The organism is Serratia sp. AS12 (assembly GCF_000214195.1).
GTDB classification, from domain to species: domain Bacteria; phylum Pseudomonadota; class Gammaproteobacteria; order Enterobacterales; family Enterobacteriaceae; genus Serratia; species Serratia plymuthica.
Map to the genome: position 1 here is coordinate 2921322 of NC_015566.1, position 19505 is coordinate 2940826.

Here is a 19505-nt window from a genome sequence, read left to right on the forward strand (position 1 = left end):
GCGACACGCCGCCCGGATAAAAATGTTTTTTTCGTTTTCAGCAAGTGCCTTAAGACAATCATATTTATGCAACATAAGCGCCGAGAAAAGGTTCCCCCTTTACCATTCTGTGCGTACACTCATTGTTGGTGGTTTGCGAACAGGATTTTTCGCCTTTATGACAACATTTTATACCGTAATCAGTTGGCTCATGGTGTTCGGTTACTGGCTGCTTATCGCCGGGGTCACACTACGTATTCTGATGAAACGTCGCGCTGTACCTTCCGCCATGGCCTGGCTGTTGGTTATCTATATTCTGCCGTTATTCGGTATCGTGGCTTATTTATCTTTTGGCGAATTGCATTTAGGCAAACGTCGCGCCGAACGCGCCAAGGCGATGTGGCCTTCGACCGCCCGCTGGCTCAGCGAATTAAAAGAGAGCCAACGGATCTTCGCCACGGAATACAGCGAGGTTGCCAGGCCGCTGTTCCAACTGTGCGATCGCCGCCAGGGCATTGATGGCGTTAAGGGCAATCAACTGCAATTGCTCACCACCACCGACTCGACAATGAAGGCGCTGATCCGCGATATCGAACTGGCACGCCATAATATTGAGATGGTGTTCTATATCTGGCAACCCGGTGGGCTGGTGGATCAGGTCGCCGAATCGCTGATGGCTGCCGCGCGACGCGGCGTGCACTGCCGGGTGATGCTGGACTCTGCCGGCAGCCTGCAGTTTTTCCGCAGCCCTTATCCGGGCATGATGCGCAATGCCGGCATCGAGGTAGTAGAAGCGCTCAAGGTTAACCTGTTCCGCGTGTTCCTGCGTCGGATGGATTTACGCCAGCACCGCAAAGTCATCCTGATCGACAATTACATCGCCTATACCGGCAGTATGAATATGGTCGATCCGCGTTATTTCAAACAGGGCGCCGGCGTCGGCCAATGGATCGATCTGATGGCGCGTATGGAAGGTCCGGTCGCCAGCACCATGGGTATCGTTTATGCCTGTGACTGGGAGATTGAAACCGGCAAACGCATTCTGCCGCCGCCGCCCGATGTCAATATCATGCCGTTCGAACAGGAAAGTGGCCACACCATTCAGGTCATCGCCTCCGGCCCCGGCTTCCCGGACGAGATGATCCATCAGGCGTTGCTGACCGCCGTGTACTCTGCGCGTGAGCAATTGATCATGACAACGCCCTATTTCGTGCCGAGCGACGATCTGCTGCATGCCATTTGCACCGCCGCACTGCGTGGCGTTGAAGTCAGCATCATCGTGCCACGCGACAACGATTCAACGATGGTACGCTGGGCCAGCCGTTCCTTCTTTTCCGAATTACTCGAAGCCGGCGTGCACATCCATCAGTTTGAAGGCGGCCTGCTGCATACCAAGAGCGTACTGGTCGATGGTCAACTCAGCCTGGTAGGCACGGTGAATCTGGACATGCGCAGCCTGTGGTTGAACTTTGAAATCACCCTGGTTATCGACGATGACGGCTTCGGCAGCGATCTGGCCTGCGTGCAGGATGACTATATCGCCCGCTCACAGTTGCTGAACGCCCAAGAGTGGCAGAAACGGCCGTTCTGGCACCGTATTGTCGAACGCCTGTTCTACTTTTTCAGCCCGCTGCTATAAAAGCCGCGTCGGGCATGGTTTAATAACGCCAAATCATTTTTGATCAGGATTTTTTTATGGATTTGAATAACCGCCTTACCGAAGACGAAACGCTGGAACAGGCTTATGACATCTTTCTGGAATTGGCCGGCGACAATCTGGATCCGGCGGATATCCTGCTGTTCAACCTGCAATTTGAGGAACGCGGCGGCGCCGAGCTGTATGATCCGGCGGAAGACTGGTCGGAACATGTGGATTTTGACCTGAACCCGGACTTTTTTGCCGAAGTGGTCATTGGCCTCGCGGACAGCGATGGCGAACCGATCAACGACGTGTTTGCCCGCGTATTGCTCTGCCGTGAGAAAGACCACAAGCTGTGCCACATTTTGTGGAAAGAATAAGCGCCCTGCTTGCATGAAAAAACCCGCCAACGTTGGCGGGTTTTTTGTTGGTGCCGCAGCGAACAACGCTGCGGCTTGAAGACGACGGGTTAATTATAAAGGATCGACTTTCAGGCACGACACCGCATGGCGGAAACTCCCCTCCAGCAGCGGTCGGGTCTTGGCGCATTCCGGCCCGGCAATCGGGCAGCGAGTGCGGAACACGCAGCCTGATGGCGGATTGATCGGCGAAGGCAATTCCCCTTCCAGCAGTTGGATCTGCTTTTCCCTCTCCTTGTCCGGATCCGGGATCGGCACCGCCGACATCAGCGCTTTGGTGTAAGGGTGTTGCGGGTTGTGGTACACCTCATCGTAGGTCCCCAGTTCCACCGCATGGCCCAGATACATCACCAGCACGCGGTCAGAGATGTGCTTGACGACCGCCAGGTCATGGGCGATGAAGATCAACGACAGCCCCATTTCACGTTGCAACTGCTGTAGCAGGTTGACCACCTGCGCCTGAATCGACACATCCAATGCGGAGACCGGCTCGTCACAGATCACCAACTTCGGTTCCAGGATCAGCGCACGCGCAATGCCGATACGCTGACACTGGCCGCCGGAGAACTCATGCGGATAGCGGTTGATCAGGTTTGGCAACAAGCCCACCTTCAGCATCATCGCTTTCACCTTGTCCTTCACTTCCTGACGCGGCATTTTCGGGTAATAGGTGCGCAACGGTTCGGCGATGATTTCGCCGATGGTCATGCGTGGGTTCAGCGAGGCCAGCGGATCCTGGAAGATCATCTGGATATCGCTGCGCGTTTTGCGCCAGTCGGTATCGCTCATGCCGAGCAGATCCTTGCCTAACCAGGCAACGCGCCCGCTGGTAGCTTTCACCAGGCCGATAATGGCGCGGGCGAAGGTCGATTTTCCGCAACCGGACTCGCCAACCACGCCCAGCGTTTCCCCTTCGAACAACCGCAGCGTCACGCCGTCGACCGCCTTCAGGGTTTTCGCCGGCTGCCAGAACCACTGTTTGTCATCATGAATGTCGAAGTGCACTTTCAAATCGGCCACTTCGAGCAGCACTTTCTTGTCGGTTACCGCTGTCATACCAACGCCTCCACCGGTTTAAAGCAGGCGCGCAGGCGCCCTTCACCAAACTGCTCCAACGGCGGAGCGCTCGCGCATTGTTCCATCGCGAACTGACAACGCGGCTGGAACGGGCAGCCTTTCGGCAGGCGCAACAGGTTCGGCGGGTTGCCGGGAATGGTCATCAAGGCTTCACCTTCAGCGTCCAGACGCGGTACCGCATTCAGCAGGCCGATGGAATATGGGTGGCTCGGGTGATAGAACACATCACGCGCACTGCCGTATTCCATCGTGCGCCCGGCGTACATTACCAACACCTTATTACAGATACCGGCCACCACGCCCAAATCGTGGGTGATCATGATAATGGCCGTGTTGAACTCGCGTTTCAGTTCATTCAACAACGTCATAATTTGCGCCTGAACCGTCACATCCAGTGCGGTGGTCGGCTCATCGGCAATCAATAACTTGGGCCGACACAGCAACGCCATGGCGATCATCACGCGCTGGCGCATACCGCCGGAGAACTCATGCGGATACATGCGCATGCGCTTGCGCGCTTCCGGCATTTTTACCGCATCGAGCATACGCACCGACTCTTCGAAGGCTTCGCTTTTGCTCATTTTTTTATGCAGCATCAGCACTTCCATCAGCTGCTCGCCAACGCGCATATAAGGGTTAAGCGACGTCATCGGATCCTGGAAGATCATCGAAATCTCTTCCGCCCGCAGCTTGTTGAGTTGTTTTTCCGGCAGGTTGAGGATTTCGCGGCCGTTAAACTTGGCCGAACCGCCAATGCGGCCGTTGCTGGCCAGCAGCCCCATTAGCGCGAAAGCGGTCTGGGATTTGCCCGAACCGGACTCACCGACGATGCCCAGCGTTTCACCGGCTCGCAGGTCGAAGTTCAGATCGTTCACTGCCGTCACGTCACCGTCCGGGGTGCCGAAGGTCACGCGCAGGTCTTTTACATCCAGCAACAGCGGCGATTTGGCAGCGGAGCCGGCTTGCAACTGCGGGTTTTCAATGGTGCTCATGATGGCACTCCTTAACGATCTTTCGGGTCGAGGGCGTCACGCAGACCATCGCCGATAAAGTTGAAACAAAACAAAGTGACAACCAGGAAACCCGCCGGGAACAGCAGCAACCACGGTGAAACCTCCATCGAGTTGGCGCCATCGCTGAGCAATGCGCCCCAGCTGCTTAACGGCTCCTGCGTGCCCAGCCCCAGGAAGCTGAGGAAAGATTCGAACAGGATCATGCTCGGCACCAGCAATGAGGCGTACACCACCACCACACCAAGCACGTTAGGCACAATATGGCGCAGTACGATATTTCGGGTTGAAACCCCGCACACCAATGCCGCTTCGATAAATTCTTTACGTTTTAAGCTCAGGGTTTGCCCGCGCACAATACGTGCCATATCCAGCCACGACACCATGCCGATCGCCACAAAGATCAGCAGGATATTTTGACCGAAGAAGGTCACCAGCAGGATCACGAAGAACATGAACGGGAAGGAGTTGAGGATCTCCAGCAAGCGCATCATCACCGAGTCGGTCTTGCCGCCCAGGTAACCTGACATCGCGCCGTACAGGGTACCGACAATCACCGCCACCAGCGCCGCAGCCACGCCGACCATCAGCGAGATGCGCCCGCCAATCGCCACGCGCACCAGCAAATCGCGTCCGGAGGAGTCCGTGCCGAAGTAGTGCGCAGATTCAAGACTCGGCGCAGCCGACATCATCGCCCAGTCGGTATCGTCATAAGCGAACTGCGACAACCACGGCGCTACAATCACAAACAGGGTAATCAGCGCCAGCACAAACAGGCTGCTGACCGCCGCACGGTTATGCACAAAGCGGCGGCGAGCATCCTGCCACAGGCTGCGCCCTTCCACTTCCAGCTTTTCGCTGAAGTGTTCCAGAGCTTCGCTGTTCTTTTTCGTCAACATCATTTGCGTGCTCCAGCTTAATAACGAATTTTGGGATCGATAACGGCGTACAGCACGTCCACGATCGCGTTAAACAGAATAGTCAGGCCGCCCACCAGAATGGTCAGGCTCAATACCAAAGAATAGTCACGGTTCAGCGCACCGTTGACGAACAGCTGGCCGATACCCGGCAAACCATAAATGGTTTCAATCACCATCGAACCGGTGATGATGCCGACAAAGGCAGGCCCCATATAAGAAAGCACCGGCAATAACGCAGGTTTCAATGCATGACGCAGAATGATACGGCGCATTGGTAAGCCCTTGGCGCGGGCGGTGCGGATAAAGTTTGAGTGCAGCACTTCAATCATCGATCCGCGCGTGATACGGGCGATACTGGCAATATAGGCCAGCGACAACGCCACCATCGGCAAGATGATAAATTTCGGTGCCCCACCGTTCCACCCCCCGCCGGGCAGCCATTTCAGCGTGATGGCGAAAATCAATACCAGCAACGGCGCCACCACGAAACTGGGGATAACCACCCCGGTCATGGCAAACCCCATTACCGTATAATCCCATTTGGTATTTTGATTCAATGCGGCAATGACACCGGCGCTAACCCCCAAAACCACCGCCAGCAAAAATGCGGCCAGGCCCAATTTGGCTGAAACCGGGAAAGAAGCGGCGACCAGATCGTTGACCGAATAATCCTTGTATTTGAATGACGGGCCGAAGTCGCCTTGCGCGAGCTGGCCTAAATAGTTGAAGTACTGCTTGTAGATAGGATCGTTGAGGTGATATTTCGCCTCAATGTTGGCCATCACTTCAGGCGGTAACGCGCGTTCGCCAGTAAAAGGACTTCCCGGCGCGAGGCGCATCATAAAAAACGAAATGGTGATCAAAATAAACAGCGTCGGAATTGCTTCCAGACAGCGGCGTAGAATAAATTTTAACATTGCCCGTACCTGTTCCATGAATCCGCCGGCCGTCGACGTACGTATCGGCGGCGGATTTCTAGCCTTTACTTCAGCTCTATCATTATCAGCCGATCAGTGGCGAGGCGCCGGAGCGCCCCGACATTAAAATCAATGTTTGATAATATAAAGATCTTTTACGTGGATATTATCCAGCGGGTCTTTACCGGTATAACCGCCAACGTAAGGTTTCACCAGACGGGCGTTCACGTAGTAATAAACCGGCACAATGGCTGAATCTTTATCCAACTGGACTTCGGCCTTTTGGTACAGGGCTGCACGTTCGTCGTCAGTTTTCGCTTTCAGGGTATCGCCAATCAGCTTGTCGAATTCCGCGCTCTTATAATGCGCAGTATTGTTGCTGCTGTCGGACAACATGGTATTCAGGAAGGAGGAAGGTTCGTTATAGTCCGCACACCAGCCGGCGCGTGCAATATCGAAGTTGCCCTGATGGCGGGTGTCCAGGAAGGTTTTCCACTCTTGGTTAACCAGTTTCACATCCACGCCCAGGTTTTTCTTCCAGAGAGAGGCGGCAGCGATCGCCAGCTTCTTGTGCAGATCCGACGTGTTGTACAGTAGGCTCAGCGTTAACGGTTTGCCTGGGCCGTAACCGGCTTCAGCCAGCAGTTTCTTCGCTTCTTCGTTACGCTTGTCCTGGGTCCAACCGAACCACTCTGGTGGTGTCAGCTTGGCACCGTCGATGTATGGCGGGGTGTAACCGTAAGCCGGCAGATCGCCCTGGTTTTTCACCTTGTTGACGATGATATCGCGATCCATGCCCAACTTCAGAGCGGTACGCACACGCACGTCGGTCAACGGCGACTTCTGGTTGTTGATTTCGTAGTAATAGGTACACAGGTACGGATCGACGTGAACTTCTGTCGGGATCTCTTTTTTCAGCTTCTGGAACAGTTCAATCGGCATGTTGTTATAGGTCATGTCGATCTCGCCGGTACGGTAACGGTTAACGTCCGTTACTTCTGAAGAGATTGGCAGGTAGGTAACCTGGTTGATCACGGTTTTGGCGTTATCCCAGTATTCCGGGTTGCGCTCCAGGACGATACGTTCGTTCACCGTCCATCCTTTCAATTTGTATGCGCCGTTGGCCACGAAGTTCTGCGGCTGGGTCCACTTCTCGCCAAATTTTTCTACTGCGGTTTTATTGACTGGCGACATGGAGGGGTGCGCCAGCAGTTTAGGCAGGTAAGGGACCGGCTCGGTCAGCGTCACTTCGAAGGTATGATCGTCAATCGCTTTCACACCGAGCGTTTCCGGTTTTTGCTTGCCGACGATGATGTCGTCGATATTGGCAATGTGCGCATACTGCACATAGCTGGCATACGGAGAGGCGGTTTTAGGATCGGCCAGGCGCTGCCAACTGTAGACGAAATCTTGTGCTGTAACCGGCTCACCGTTCGACCATTTTGCGTCTTTGCGCAGGTGGAAGGTCCAGACTTTAAAGTCTTTGTTATCCCAGCTTTCCGCTACGCCGGGAACGATGGCGCCATTTTGATCGTTGATGGTCAAGCCTTCCAGCAAATCGCGGGAAACGTTGGACTCGGGTACCCCTTCAATTTTATGCGGATCCAACGACTGCACTTCTGCGCCGTTGTTACGTACCAGCACTTGTTTCTCTGCCAGTTGCACACCCGCGGGCACGACGGCAGCAATTGCGCTGCCGGTTGCTGTGATGCCCAGCGCGGCAATAATGCCGGCGGCAAGGAGGGTTTTCTTCGTGATGTTGGTCATTGATATACTCCAGTTTTTTATTATCACAGACTCATCGTGGAGCCTGCGTTGCCCGTGAGCGGACCTTGTTATACCGGCTGCCGATGAACGAATGCGGCAGGCGGCCTTCCCTGTATTACTCCTCGTTGTTGGCGTGGCGTAATACCCCTTTTACTGCTTGATAATGTACAGATTTTTCACATCGGTATAATCCAGCGGATCTTTACCGGTAAAGCCCGCCACCGACGGCCTGATCAGGCGCGCGCTGACGCGGTAATACACCGGAACCAACGCAGAATCCTTATCCAACTGCGCTTCCGCCTGTTGGTAAATAGCGGCACGCGCAGCCTCGTCCGGTGCCTTCAGCGTACTGGCCATCAGGGCGTCGAATGCCGGGCTCTTGTAAAAGATAGTGTTCATGCTGCTATTGGAAACCACCAGATTCAGGAAGGCGCTTGGCTCGTTATAATCACCGCACCAGGTCGCACGCGCCACGTCATAATCCCCTTGATGACGGCTTTCCAACGAGGTTTTCCACTCTTGATTGCGCAATGTGACATCCGCCCCGAGGTTTTTCTTCCACATCGAAGCAGCAGCGATCGCCTGCTGTTTGTTTTGATCCGAGGTGTTGTACAACAGCGTGAACTTCAAGGGATTTGCCGCAGTGAAACCGGCTTGCGCCAACAGTTTCTTCGCTTCGGCATTACGCTGCTCCTGGCTCCAGCCCGCCCATTCCGGCGTGGTGAACCTGGCGCCATCGGTAAAGGTTGGGGTGAAGTTGTACGCCGGGATCTGGCCCTGGCCCATGATTTTGTTGGCGATGATGTCGCGATCGAGCGTTAGCTTCACCGCAGTGCGCACCCGTGCATCGGTAAAAGGTGCGCGCTGATTATTGATCTCGTAATAGAACGTGCACAGGAACGGGTTAACGTGCAGTTGCTCCGGGATTTCTTTTTTCATCTTCACGAACAGGTTCGGCGGGATAGCATTGTTGGTGATATCAATCTCACCGCTGCGGAAGCGGTTGACGTCGCTGACCTCTGAAGCGATCGGCAAGAACGTCGCCTGGTCGATGACCGTTTTTTTGTTGTTCCAGTAGCTTGGGCTGCGCTCAAGCACAATGCGCTCATTCACCACCCACTCTTTCAGGCGGTAAGCGCCGTTGCCGACATAGTTGGCGGGCAACGTCCATTTGTCGCCAAACTTTTCAACTACCGCTCGTTTTACCGGTTTCAACGAGGTATGGCTCAACATGCTGACAAAGTACGGCACCGGCTCGCTGAGTTGAACCTGCAGCGTTTTGTCATCGATAGCCTTGACGCCAAGGGTTTGCGGGCTTTTCTTGCCGGTCAGGATATCGTCGACGTTTTCAATTTTGGCGTATTGCAAATAGCTGGCGTAAGGGGAAGCGATTTTGGGATCGGCCAGACGCTGCCAACTGTAGACAAAGTCCTGTGCGGTAACCGGGGAACCGTCGCTCCACACCGCATCCGGGCGCAGGTGGAAAGTCCAGGTTTTAAAATCCTGGTTTTCCCAGGTTGCCGCGGCGGCCGGCACCACATGCCCATTGGCGTCGGTGCTGACCAATCCTTCCAGCAGGTTAAGAATGATATTGCTTTCAGGTGTTCCTTCGACCTTGTGCGGATCCAATGAAGCGACTTCGCTGCCGTTGTTGATCACAATGCTTTGCTGTTGGGCCAATTGCACCCCGGCCGGAACATCGGCCGCCTGTACAGAATAAACGGCGCTGATACTCAGCATGCCGGCAATGAACATGGTCAACGGCGTGCGCTTCATTGTTTGCTGCATAGTCGAGGCTCCTTTTCACCGACAAGCATTGCTTATCGATATTTGTGAAGTATTTATAAGAATTCTAAATAACGGATACCAGCAAAAATCGTTCCCACTTTGACGACGCTCTGCAATTATTTAAGCGAATAAAGTTGCTCGGAAATTAGCAGAAGCCAAATTCCATAGCCAATAATTTTTACAAAAATGTTAAGCAATTCTCTTTTATTGCCCAGTGCGCGATTTGCCCCACCGCTAACCCGACAACCCACCACTCCACTAACACAATGATTTTATTTAATAAAATTCACAAAATCATTGCGCAGGTTATGCACTACAGGTCAGGGTTTACCGCAAAGAAACATTCAGTTAACAAAGAGTCCATTCAAAGAACAAACGCCTGCTTATACGCGGTTAATCACTAATAACACCTGGATGAAAGCGAGACAAGCCCTACAGAATGATGTGACTAAATTAACAGCAGATTTGACATTAGGCAGGCTGTAACGGGCAGAAAAGAGGCAAGATAAGGGTTAAAAATAACGATTAGAGCTTTTATTGAGCAGCAAAGTGAGATTTATGCCACATAGTGGTGCAAGTGAAGAAAATTTATTCACATTACGCACTATATTAATGCGAGCCAATAATTAATTTTAATTTTTAAAATTAATTTGAGTCGCGAATTATCCTATTCGCGACTCACTGACCTGATTACAACAGCCCCGGGAATATGGCTTTAATACCGGTAACAATAAACTCGATACCCAATGCCATCAGCAACAACCCCATGATTCGGGTAATAACGTTGATACCAGTTTGCCCCAATAAACGCACCAGCAAAGGAGCGGCACGGAACAGCAGCCAACAGCAGAAGGCAAACAACGCAATCGCCAGGCTAAAACCCAGCAGGTTTTGCCAATTGTGATAACGGGAACTCCAGACAATAGTGGAACTGATAGCGCCCGGCCCCGCCATCAGGGGCAATGCCAGTGGCACCACGCCGATACTTTCGCGGATCGCGCTCTCTGATTTTTCCTGTTTGTTCTGTTTGTCTTCACCCAACTTGCCGCTGATCATCGACATGGCGATGCTCACCACCAGGATGCCGCCGGCAATGCGGAACGAATCAATGGAAATGCCAAACATGCGCAAAATCCCTTCCCCCAGAAACAACGAGGTCCACAGGATAATGGCGACCGACAGGTTGGCGGTCATGTTCGTTTTATTGCGCCCGGCCGCGGCCTGGTAGCTGGTCATGCTGATAAACACCGGCAGAATGCCCACCGGGTTCACCAACGCAAACAAGCCGACAAAAAATTTAATGTAGCCGGAAAAATCCAACAGAGATTGGCCCACAAATGACTCCGCTTAAATAGCTTTGAAAAGTGATACTGCCTACGCGCGCTAATGTAATTGAATTGCCACGGGTAATCCATTGGCCGAATGCAGCATTTTTATCCTTTAAGAACAAATAATATGAAACAATTCGCTATTGTTAAGCAAATGTACGGTTTATGATTTTTTATGTTTAAAAAACACGTCTGCCACACAGTTATCAAGAACAATTCTCAACAACTTGAGCTGAATGGTGTCAGCCTGCACTTTTCATGATTTAAATCACAAAATCGCTAATCAAGAGTAGTTAAGCTCTTAGTCGTAGTCAGGGAGTAGAACAGATTAATGAAAAAGAGGTATCTCTGTTCAACCCGCCGCTTCTCCCCAGAAGCCGTGGGAAAGCTCTTTAAGCAAATCAGCAGCATGCGTTGTACAGTATGGAAAGCCCTTGTTTTTAAGCAGCATTTTCCGCTTAGGTGTCTATACTAGTTGCTCGCACGGCTTATTTACTGAAAGAGTTTAACATTATCAGGAGAGCATTATGGCTGTAACGAATGTCGCTGAACTGAACGAGCTAGTCGCACGTGTCAAAAAAGCCCAGCGCGAATATGCCAACTTCACTCAAGAGCAAGTTGATAAAATCTTCCGCGCTGCTGCCCTCGCCGCTGCCGATGCCCGTATTCCCTTGGCCAAAATGGCCGTTGAAGAATCCGGTATGGGTATCGTTGAAGATAAAGTGATCAAAAACCACTTCGCTTCAGAGTATATCTACAACGCGTATAAAGATGAAAAAACCTGCGGTATCCTGTCTGAAGACGATACCTTTGGCACGATCACCATCGCCGAGCCTATTGGCTTGATTTGCGGTATCGTACCGACCACCAACCCAACCTCTACGGCTATTTTTAAAGCGCTGATCAGCCTGAAAACCCGTAACGGCATTATCTTCTCACCACATCCGCGTGCGAAAAACGCCACCAACAAAGCGGCGGATATCGTGTTGCAGGCGGCAATCGCTGCCGGGGCACCAAAAGACATCGTCGGCTGGATTGACCAGCCTACCGTTGAGCTGTCCAACCAGCTAATGCACCACCCGGACATCAACCTGATCCTCGCTACCGGCGGTCCAGGTATGGTGAAAGCCGCCTACAGCTCCGGCAAGCCTGCAATCGGTGTTGGCGCCGGTAACACCCCAGTGGTGGTTGACGAGACAGCGGACATCAAACGCGTTGTGGCCTCTATTTTGATGTCTAAAACCTTCGACAGCGGTGTGATTTGCGCCTCCGAGCAGTCTGTCATCGTCGTTGACTCCATCTATGATGCAGTGCGTGAGCGCTTCTCTTCCCACGGCGGCTACCTGCTGCAGGGCAAAGAGCTGAAGGCGGTCCAGGACATCATTCTGAAAAACGGCGGCCTGAATGCGGCCATCGTCGGCCAATCCGCGCCTAAAATCGCTGAAATGGCCGGTATCAAAGTGCCTTCCAGCACCAAGGTACTGATCGGTGAAGTGAAATTGGTCGATGAATCCGAACCTTTCGCTCACGAAAAGCTGTCTCCGACGCTGGCAATGTATCGCGCCAAAGATTTTGAAGACGCCGTCAGCAAAGCTGAAAAACTGGTCGCCATGGGCGGTATCGGCCATACGTCCTGCCTGTACACCGACCAGGATAACCAGCCGGAACGCGTTGCCTTCTTCGGCGACAAGATGAAAACCGCACGTATCCTGATCAACACCCCGGCGTCTCAGGGTGGTATCGGTGACCTGTACAACTTTAAACTCGCTCCGTCACTGACGCTGGGCTGCGGTTCCTGGGGTGGTAACTCCATCTCTGAAAACGTCGGTCCAAAACACTTGATCAACAAGAAAACTGTAGCGAAGCGAGCAGAAAACATGTTGTGGCATAAACTTCCGAAATCAATCTACTTCCGCCGTGGCTCATTGCCTATCGCGCTGGAAGAAGTAGCGACCGACGGGGCAAAACGCGCCTTCATTGTGACCGACCGCTACCTGTTCAACAACGGCTATGCAGACCAGATCACCACGGTTCTGAAATCGCACGGCATTGAAACAGAAGTGTTCTTCGAAGTAGAAGCTGACCCAACGCTGTCCATCGTGCGTAAAGGCGCCGAGCAGATGAACTCCTTCAAACCAGACGTGATCATCGCGCTGGGCGGCGGTTCACCGATGGATGCTGCGAAGATCATGTGGGTGTTGTACGAGCATCCGGAAACCCATTTCGAAGACCTGGCGCTGCGCTTTATGGATATCCGTAAACGCATCTACAAGTTCCCGAAAATGGGCGTCAAAGCAAAAATGATTGCCGTCACCACCACCTCAGGTACCGGTTCTGAAGTCACGCCGTTTGCGGTAGTGACCGACGATGCGACCGGCCAGAAATACCCGCTGGCTGACTACGCATTGACGCCGGATATGGCGATCGTTGACGCCAATCTGGTGATGAACATGCCGAAATCCCTCTGTGCCTTCGGCGGCCTGGATGCGGTTACCCATGCGCTGGAAGCTTATGTTTCGGTACTGGCGAACGAATACTCTGACGGCCAGGCGCTGCAAGCGCTGAAATTGCTGAAAGAGTATCTGCCCGCCAGCTACAAGGAAGGCGCCAAGAACCCGGTGGCCCGTGAGCGCGTGCACAACGCCGCGACCATTGCCGGTATCGCGTTTGCCAACGCCTTCCTGGGGGTTTGCCACTCCATGGCCCACAAACTGGGCTCTGAGTTCCATATCCCGCACGGCCTGGCCAACGCCATGTTGATCTCCAACGTCATTCGCTATAACGCGAACGACAATCCGACCAAGCAGACGGCCTTCAGCCAGTACGACCGCCCGCAGGCACGTCGTCGCTACGCTGAGATCGCCGACCACCTCGGTCTGAGCGCACCGGGCGACCGTACCGCGCAAAAAATCGAGAAACTGCTGGTATGGCTGGATGAGATCAAAACCGAGCTGGGCATCCCTGCTTCCATCCGTGAAGCCGGCGTGCAGGAGGCTGACTTCCTGGCGAAGGTCGACAAACTGTCCGAAGACGCTTTTGACGACCAGTGTACCGGCGCCAACCCGCGTTATCCGCTGATTGCCGAGCTGAAGCAAATCATGCTGGATACCTTCTACGGCCGTAAGTTCAGCGAAGCGGATGATGAAGAAGTTTTGGTTGCACCGGTTGCGGCCAAAGCGGAAAAAAAGTCCAAAAAATAACGGTTCATTGAGCCGACAAAAAAACCGCCGAAAGGCGGTTTTTTTATGCTGCGGAATAATTCACTCGGCCTCACGGCACAGTAGCGCTAAAACGCCCCACAAGACGCGCTACGCCGCCCAGAGACTCACTCCAGTGCGTGTATGGCTTCCTTGTAATGTTTGCGGCAAACGGACACATAGCTCTCGTTGCCGCCTATCACGACCTGTTCACCTGCATGCATTGCCTGGCCGCTTTCATCCAACCTCAGCACCATATTCGCCTTGCGGCCGCAGTGGCAGATAGTTTTCAACTCCACCAGTTTATCCGCCCAAGCCAGCAAATATTGGCTGCCGATAAACAGCTCACCCAGAAAGTCGGTACGCAACCCATAGCACAATACCGGAATATCCAGTTGATCGACTACGTCGCACAATTGCTCAACCTGTGCTTTCGTCAAAAATTGGCTTTCATCCAATAACACGCAGTGTACCGGCTGCTGCTGATGTTCCTGAGCAATCATGGCATAGAGTATGGAGTCATTATTATAGAGCTGCGCCTGGGACGACAAGCCTATGCGCGAACTCACCTTCCCTACGCCAAAACGATGATCGATTTCGGCAGTAAACACCAACGTGCGCATACCACGTTCTTGATAATTATATGAAGATTGTAACAGTGCGGTGGATTTTCCTGCATTCATAGCAGAATAATAAAAATAAAGTTGAGCCATGGGCCGGCAACTCCAATGGTATAAGAAATATTCAGACGTTGATTCAAGCGCTAAGTGTACCATAACCCGCCAGCCTGCTCATGCTCTGGGTTCTCAATATCCTGGCAAAGGTAATAGCAGGCTTTCAAATGAAACATTTCGTTCTGCTCCCGCCCCTCTTTTACATCTATTTACAGGATAATCTTTGCCTGCCATCACTATTAATTACTGCTAATGATTTGCCCTCAGCATTAATGGTTAAGCTAGTGGAGAGACGCCGTTGCACGACCGCCACCCGGTGACAGACTCAAATCTATTAGCCCCTAAGGAAAGCGCCGAGAAATTTAATGACATAAAACAGACAAAGGCACAGTTCTTGACGTTATCTTTACCCGCATACCCCCATTGTTTACAATGTCTGCATACTAAAACGCGTGATTAAGCCCACAGAATTCGTCGTAATATCGATATAAAACACAATTATAACTTAGCCATAAATGCCTTACAGCCCCATCAAACATAGTGCAGCTGTTGAAAATTTGACTTAAAAATGGAGGTTGTAATACTTAACATCCCTACCTATATTAGCCGAACGGATCTGATTAACCGTTTTTTTAAAGATAAATTTGAGTACTCCTTTCAATTTGGCTATTGCAGAAAAGAAAAGAGCACTCTATTATTATCCAGACGCCCCCCACCAATATAATTTGAGACTAGGATAATGAGCGAAGCATTAAAGATTTTGAACAACATCCGTACTCTACGCGCACAGGCAAGAGAATGCAGCCTGGAAACGCTGGAAGAGATGCTTGAAAAACTGGAAGTTGTTGTGAACGAACGTCGCGAAGAAGACAGCCAGGCTCAAGCAGAAGTGGAAGAACGCACCCGTAAACTGCAGCAATATCGTGAAATGTTGATTGCTGACGGTATTGACCCAAATGAACTGCTGCAAACTATGGCTGCGACTAAAGCCGCTGGTAAAGCTAAACGTCCAGTACGTCCGGCTAAATATCAATATAAAGACGAAAACGGCGAACTGAAAACCTGGACCGGCCAGGGCCGTACCCCGGCAGTGATTAAGAAAGCTATCGAAGAGCAAGGTAAATCTCTGGACGATTTCCTGCTGTAATAGCATTTCGCTGCATGTTAAAAAGGCTCCCTTCGGGAGCCTTTTTGTTATGCGTATTTTCTGCGTTCTGGGCCCACAGCTCAGCTTTGACGCAAATATCCGCCCACGTCAAGCTCCCCATTCCTCATATCTCCTGAGCTACCCCAGGCGTTTTCAAGACATAAGAAAGGGGCCGCAGCCCCTTTATAACATTGTTCAGTTGTTCAATTACTGAACTTTATAAAATGACTTATACCACTCAACAAAGCGTTTCACGCCTTCTTCAACACCGGTTTCCGGCTTGAAGCCGATAACGCGATAAAGCTCGGCGGTATCCGCGCTGGTATCTAAAACGTCGCCAGGTTGCATCGGCAGCATATTCTTGCGCGCCTCAATCCCTAACGCCTGCTCCAGTGCGCGAATATATTCCATCAACTTCACCGGGCTACTGTTGCCGATATTATAGACACGGTAAGGCGCAGAACTGCTTGCCGGTGAACCCTGCTCGACCGTCCATGCCGCATCAGCTTGAGGAATAACCGCCTGCAACCGCACAATAGCCTCAGCTATATCGTCAATGTAGGTAAAGTCACGGTGCATCTCGCCGTGGTTATATACGTCAATGTTTTCGCCCGCCAATATGGCCTTGGTAAATTTAAACAACGCCATATCCGGGCGACCCCACGGGCCATATACGGTAAAGAACCGCAGGCCGGTGGTCGGAATACCATATAAGTGGGAATAGCTGTGCGACATCAGCTCATTGGCTTTTTTGGTTGCCGCATACAATGACACCGGATGATCAACAGAGTCTTCCGTCGCAAAGGGCAGTTTACGGTTCAGACCGTATACCGAACTGGAGGAGGCATATAACAGATGCTCAACTTTATTGTGGCGACACCCTTCCAGCACGTTTAAATGCCCAATGAGATTGGCATCCGCATAGGCCAGAGGATTTTCCAGCGAATAACGTACGCCCGCCTGCGCACCCAGATGAATCACCCGTTGAAACTTTTGCTCTGCAAACAGCCCCGCCATACCCTCGCGATCGGCCAGATCCAGCTTAATAAACTGAAATTCAGATTTATCCGAAAGCAACTCAAGGCGGGCCATTTTCAGGGTCACATCGTAATAATCATTCAGGTTGTCGATACCGACAACCTGATGCCCGGCAGCCAACAGACGCTCAGCAACGTGATAACCAATAAATCCTGCAGCGCCTGTAACCAGGAATTTCATGCTCACCCCTTAGATAACCGGCTGAATGGACGCGCCACGGCCGATTGCATAATACGTGAAACCACGGTTTTCCAGACGTTCTGGATCAAACAGGTTGCGTCCATCAAAAATGACAGGCTGTTTAAGAGAACCTTTAACCACATCGAAATCTGGCGCACGGAAATTCTGCCATTCGGTACAGATAACCAGTGCGTCAGCCCCCTGCAGCGCCGCCTCTTTGGTGCCTACCAACTTCAGGTCATCACGCTGACCATAGATACGCTGTACTTCGTTCATGGCTTCTGGGTCGAAGGCTTGAACAATAGCACCCGCTTCCCACAGTTGTTCCATCAGCACACGGCTGGAGGCCTCGCGCATGTCGTCAGTATTGGGTTTGAATGCCAGCCCCCACAACGCGAAGGTTTTACCTTTCAAATCTTCACCGAAGTGACGTTTGATAAATTTAGTCAGCTTATATTTTTGCTGATAGTTAACCTGCTCTACCGCCTGCAACAGTTTTGGCTGGTAACCAATATGCTCCGCAGTGCGGATCAGCGCTTGAACGTCTTTCGGGAAGCATGAACCGCCGTAGCCGCAGCCCGGATAGATGAAGTGGTAACCGATACGCGAGTCAGAACCGATCCCCTGGCGCACTTTCTCAATATCCGCACCCAGCATTTCGGCCAGATTGGACATTTCGTTCATAAAGCTGATCTTGGTCGCCAGCATACAGTTGGCGGCATATTTGGTCAGCTCGGCGCTACGGATATCCATCATGATCATACGATCGTGATTGCGGTTGAACGGCTCGTAAAGCTCACGGATGGGGTCGATAACCTCTATATTATCGGTACCGATAACAATACGCTCCGGACGCATGCAGTCCGCTACCGCCGCGCCTTCTTTCAGGAACTCCGGATTGGAAACCACGTCGAAAGGCACTGTGCTGCCGTGTTTTTTCAGGGTTTCTTCCATCACCTGGCGTACTTTATCCGCAGTACCTACCGGCACTGTAGATTTGTCGATCACCACCTTGCGATCGGTCATATGTTCCGCGATGGTGCGCGCTACGGCAGTCACGTATTTCAGATCGGCAGAGCCGTCTTCATCCGGTGGCGTCCCCACGGCGATGAACTGAATGGTGCCGTGTGCAACACCGGCTTTAGCGTCGGTGGTGAAGTGCAGACGACCCGCTTCATAGTTCCGTTGCACCAGTGGCGTCAGACCGGGTTCAAAAATGGGGATATTCCCGTTCTTCAGGTTTTCGACTTTACGCTCGTCTACATCAATACACATAACGTCATGGCCGACTTCAGCCAATACCGCAGCCTGTACCAGGCCAACATAGCCAATACCAAAAACTGTTACTTTCATGGGAAAATCCTAGTTTTTCAAATGAAGACGAAAGATAAATTATTTCTTATCAGTGACCAACAGTTGTTGCAACCACTGAGAAAATTCTTTGCCAAGGCTGGCATGGCGCAGGCCATACTCGACGAAAGCCTGCATGTAGCCCAGCTTGTTGCCGCAGTCATGGCTCACCCCTTTGAGGTGATAGGCTTCTACGGTTTCCTGCTGCATCAGCATTTCAATACTGTCGGTAAGTTGGATCTCACCGCCGGCGCCTGGAGGCGTTTTCGCCAGCAGCGGCCAAATATCGGCAGAAAGCACATAGCGGCCAACAATAGCCAGGTTTGACGGCGCTTTGTCTGGCGAAGGTTTTTCGACCACACTGACCATCGGAGCGCTTTCACCCGCCTGCAGTTCATAACCTTTGCAATCAGCCACGCCATAATTGCCGACATCTTTCTGTGGCACAGGTTCGACCATAATCTGGCTGATGCCGGTTTGTTCGAACCGCTGCAGCATTTCGTGCAAATTGTCTTTTTTCAGATCGGCGCTGTACTCATCGAGGATCACGTCCGGCAAAATTACGGCAACCGGCTCATCGCCCACCAATGGATAAGCGCACATAATGGCATGCCCAAGGCCTTTCGCCACCCCTTGACGCACTTGCATCACGGTGACGCCTTTCGGGCAAATAGACTGAACTTCATCCAATAATTGGCGCTTAACGCGTTTTTCCAGCATCGCTTCCAGCTCAAAACTGGTATCGAAATGGTTTTCAATCGAATTCTTGGAGGAATGGGTGACCAGCACAATCTCGTTAATCCCTGCCGCAATGCATTCATTGACCACGTACTGGATCAATGGCTTGTCAACCAGCGGCAACATTTCTTTTGGGATGGCTTTTGTCGCCGGCAACATTCGTGTTCCCAAGCCTGCAACCGGGATCACTGCCTTTCTGATTTTACGATTTACAGCAGGCATTATTTCCTCTCTCTAATAGAATTGGCGCTCATTTTGTGAGCTTCATCTGCCATACAAAAAACCTTCGGAGTATACCAGTTTATGACTGTCTGGCATTAGTCTGAGCACAAATAGA

The 19505-nt window shown here is 52.0% G+C and carries 15 protein-coding genes; 4 read left to right on the plus strand and 11 right to left on the minus strand.

The features are described 5' to 3' along the window. Window positions 1–157 precede the first annotated feature (157 nt). Together cls and SERAS12_RS13615 are read left to right on the plus strand one after the other, a co-directional pair. On the plus strand, window positions 158–1618 hold the full coding sequence (gene cls / locus SERAS12_RS13610; RefSeq protein WP_013813202.1) for a cardiolipin synthase: 1461 nt from the start codon (window positions 158–160) through the stop codon (window positions 1616–1618). 56 nt (window positions 1619–1674) lie between these two features. Then, window positions 1675–1998 carry an HI1450 family dsDNA-mimic protein gene (locus tag SERAS12_RS13615; RefSeq protein ID WP_004945300.1) on the plus strand — a complete coding sequence of 108 codons (324 nt, stop codon included), beginning with the start codon at window positions 1675–1677 and terminating at the stop codon, window positions 1996–1998. A gap of 93 nt (window positions 1999–2091) precedes the next feature. On the opposite strand, the gene oppF is transcribed toward SERAS12_RS13615, so the two are convergent. The 7 genes from oppF to SERAS12_RS13650 all read right to left on the minus strand — a co-directional run bounded on the left by oppF (window position 2092) and on the right by SERAS12_RS13650 (window position 10851). Continuing rightward, a complete protein-coding gene (gene oppF / locus SERAS12_RS13620) occupies window positions 2092–3093 on the minus strand; it encodes a murein tripeptide/oligopeptide ABC transporter ATP binding protein OppF (protein WP_004945302.1) in 1002 nt (333 codons plus the stop codon). Next, window positions 3090–4106: an ABC transporter ATP-binding protein gene (locus tag SERAS12_RS13625; protein ID WP_013813203.1), complete on the minus strand. Its 1017-nt coding sequence runs from the start codon at window positions 4104–4106 to the stop codon at window positions 3090–3092. The genes oppF and SERAS12_RS13625 overlap by 4 nt, the downstream gene beginning before the upstream one ends. Window positions 4107–4117: 11 nt before the next feature. Next, a complete protein-coding gene (gene oppC, locus SERAS12_RS13630) occupies window positions 4118–5026 on the minus strand; it encodes an oligopeptide ABC transporter permease OppC (protein ID WP_006321181.1) in 909 nt (302 codons plus the stop codon). A 14-nt stretch (window positions 5027–5040) separates the two neighbouring features. Continuing rightward, on the minus strand, window positions 5041–5961 hold the full coding sequence (gene oppB, locus SERAS12_RS13635) for an oligopeptide ABC transporter permease OppB (protein WP_013813204.1): 921 nt from the start codon (window positions 5959–5961) through the stop codon (window positions 5041–5043). A 129-nt stretch (window positions 5962–6090) separates the two neighbouring features. Further along, complete coding sequence (gene oppA, locus SERAS12_RS13640; RefSeq protein ID WP_013813205.1) at window positions 6091–7728, minus strand: oligopeptide ABC transporter substrate-binding protein OppA; 1638 nt, start codon at window positions 7726–7728, stop codon at window positions 6091–6093. Between the two features lie 150 nt (window positions 7729–7878). Continuing rightward, the gene (locus tag SERAS12_RS13645) at window positions 7879–9516 is read right to left on the minus strand and encodes an ABC transporter substrate-binding protein (RefSeq protein ID WP_013813206.1); all 1638 of its coding nucleotides are present in this window, start codon (window positions 9514–9516) and stop codon (window positions 7879–7881) included. A gap of 690 nt (window positions 9517–10206) precedes the next feature. Then, window positions 10207–10851 (minus strand): YchE family NAAT transporter, encoded by a 645-nt coding sequence (locus SERAS12_RS13650; RefSeq protein ID WP_004945318.1) that lies wholly within the window; start codon window positions 10849–10851, stop codon window positions 10207–10209. A 520-nt stretch (window positions 10852–11371) separates the two neighbouring features. Here SERAS12_RS13650 and adhE point away from each other — a divergent pair. Next, a complete protein-coding gene (gene adhE / locus SERAS12_RS13655; RefSeq protein WP_013813207.1) occupies window positions 11372–14044 on the plus strand; it encodes a bifunctional acetaldehyde-CoA/alcohol dehydrogenase in 2673 nt (890 codons plus the stop codon). Between the two features lie 125 nt (window positions 14045–14169). Here the strand turns inward: adhE and SERAS12_RS13660 are convergent, their stop codons facing one another. Continuing rightward, window positions 14170–14754, minus strand: a complete 585-nt coding sequence (locus SERAS12_RS13660; RefSeq protein ID WP_013813208.1) for a thymidine kinase — start codon at window positions 14752–14754, stop codon at window positions 14170–14172. A 700-nt stretch (window positions 14755–15454) separates the two neighbouring features. On the opposite strand from SERAS12_RS13660, the gene hns reads away from it, so the two are divergent. Next, complete coding sequence (hns, locus tag SERAS12_RS13665; RefSeq protein WP_004945327.1) at window positions 15455–15862, plus strand: histone-like nucleoid-structuring protein H-NS; 408 nt, start codon at window positions 15455–15457, stop codon at window positions 15860–15862. 207 nt (window positions 15863–16069) lie between these two features. On the opposite strand, the gene SERAS12_RS13670 is transcribed toward hns, so the two are convergent. Genes SERAS12_RS13670 through galU form a run of 3 tightly spaced genes read right to left on the minus strand, consistent with a single transcriptional unit; the run spans window position 16070 to window position 19390 of the window. Beyond that, a complete protein-coding gene (locus SERAS12_RS13670; protein ID WP_013813210.1) occupies window positions 16070–17080 on the minus strand; it encodes an NAD-dependent epimerase in 1011 nt (336 codons plus the stop codon). Window positions 17081–17089: 9 nt separating this feature from the next. Continuing rightward, on the minus strand, window positions 17090–18433 hold the full coding sequence (locus SERAS12_RS13675; RefSeq protein WP_013813211.1) for a UDP-glucose/GDP-mannose dehydrogenase family protein: 1344 nt from the start codon (window positions 18431–18433) through the stop codon (window positions 17090–17092). A 39-nt stretch (window positions 18434–18472) separates the two neighbouring features. After that, on the minus strand, window positions 18473–19390 hold the full coding sequence (gene galU / locus SERAS12_RS13680; protein WP_013813212.1) for a UTP--glucose-1-phosphate uridylyltransferase GalU: 918 nt from the start codon (window positions 19388–19390) through the stop codon (window positions 18473–18475). Between the last annotated feature and the right edge of the window lie 115 nt (window positions 19391–19505).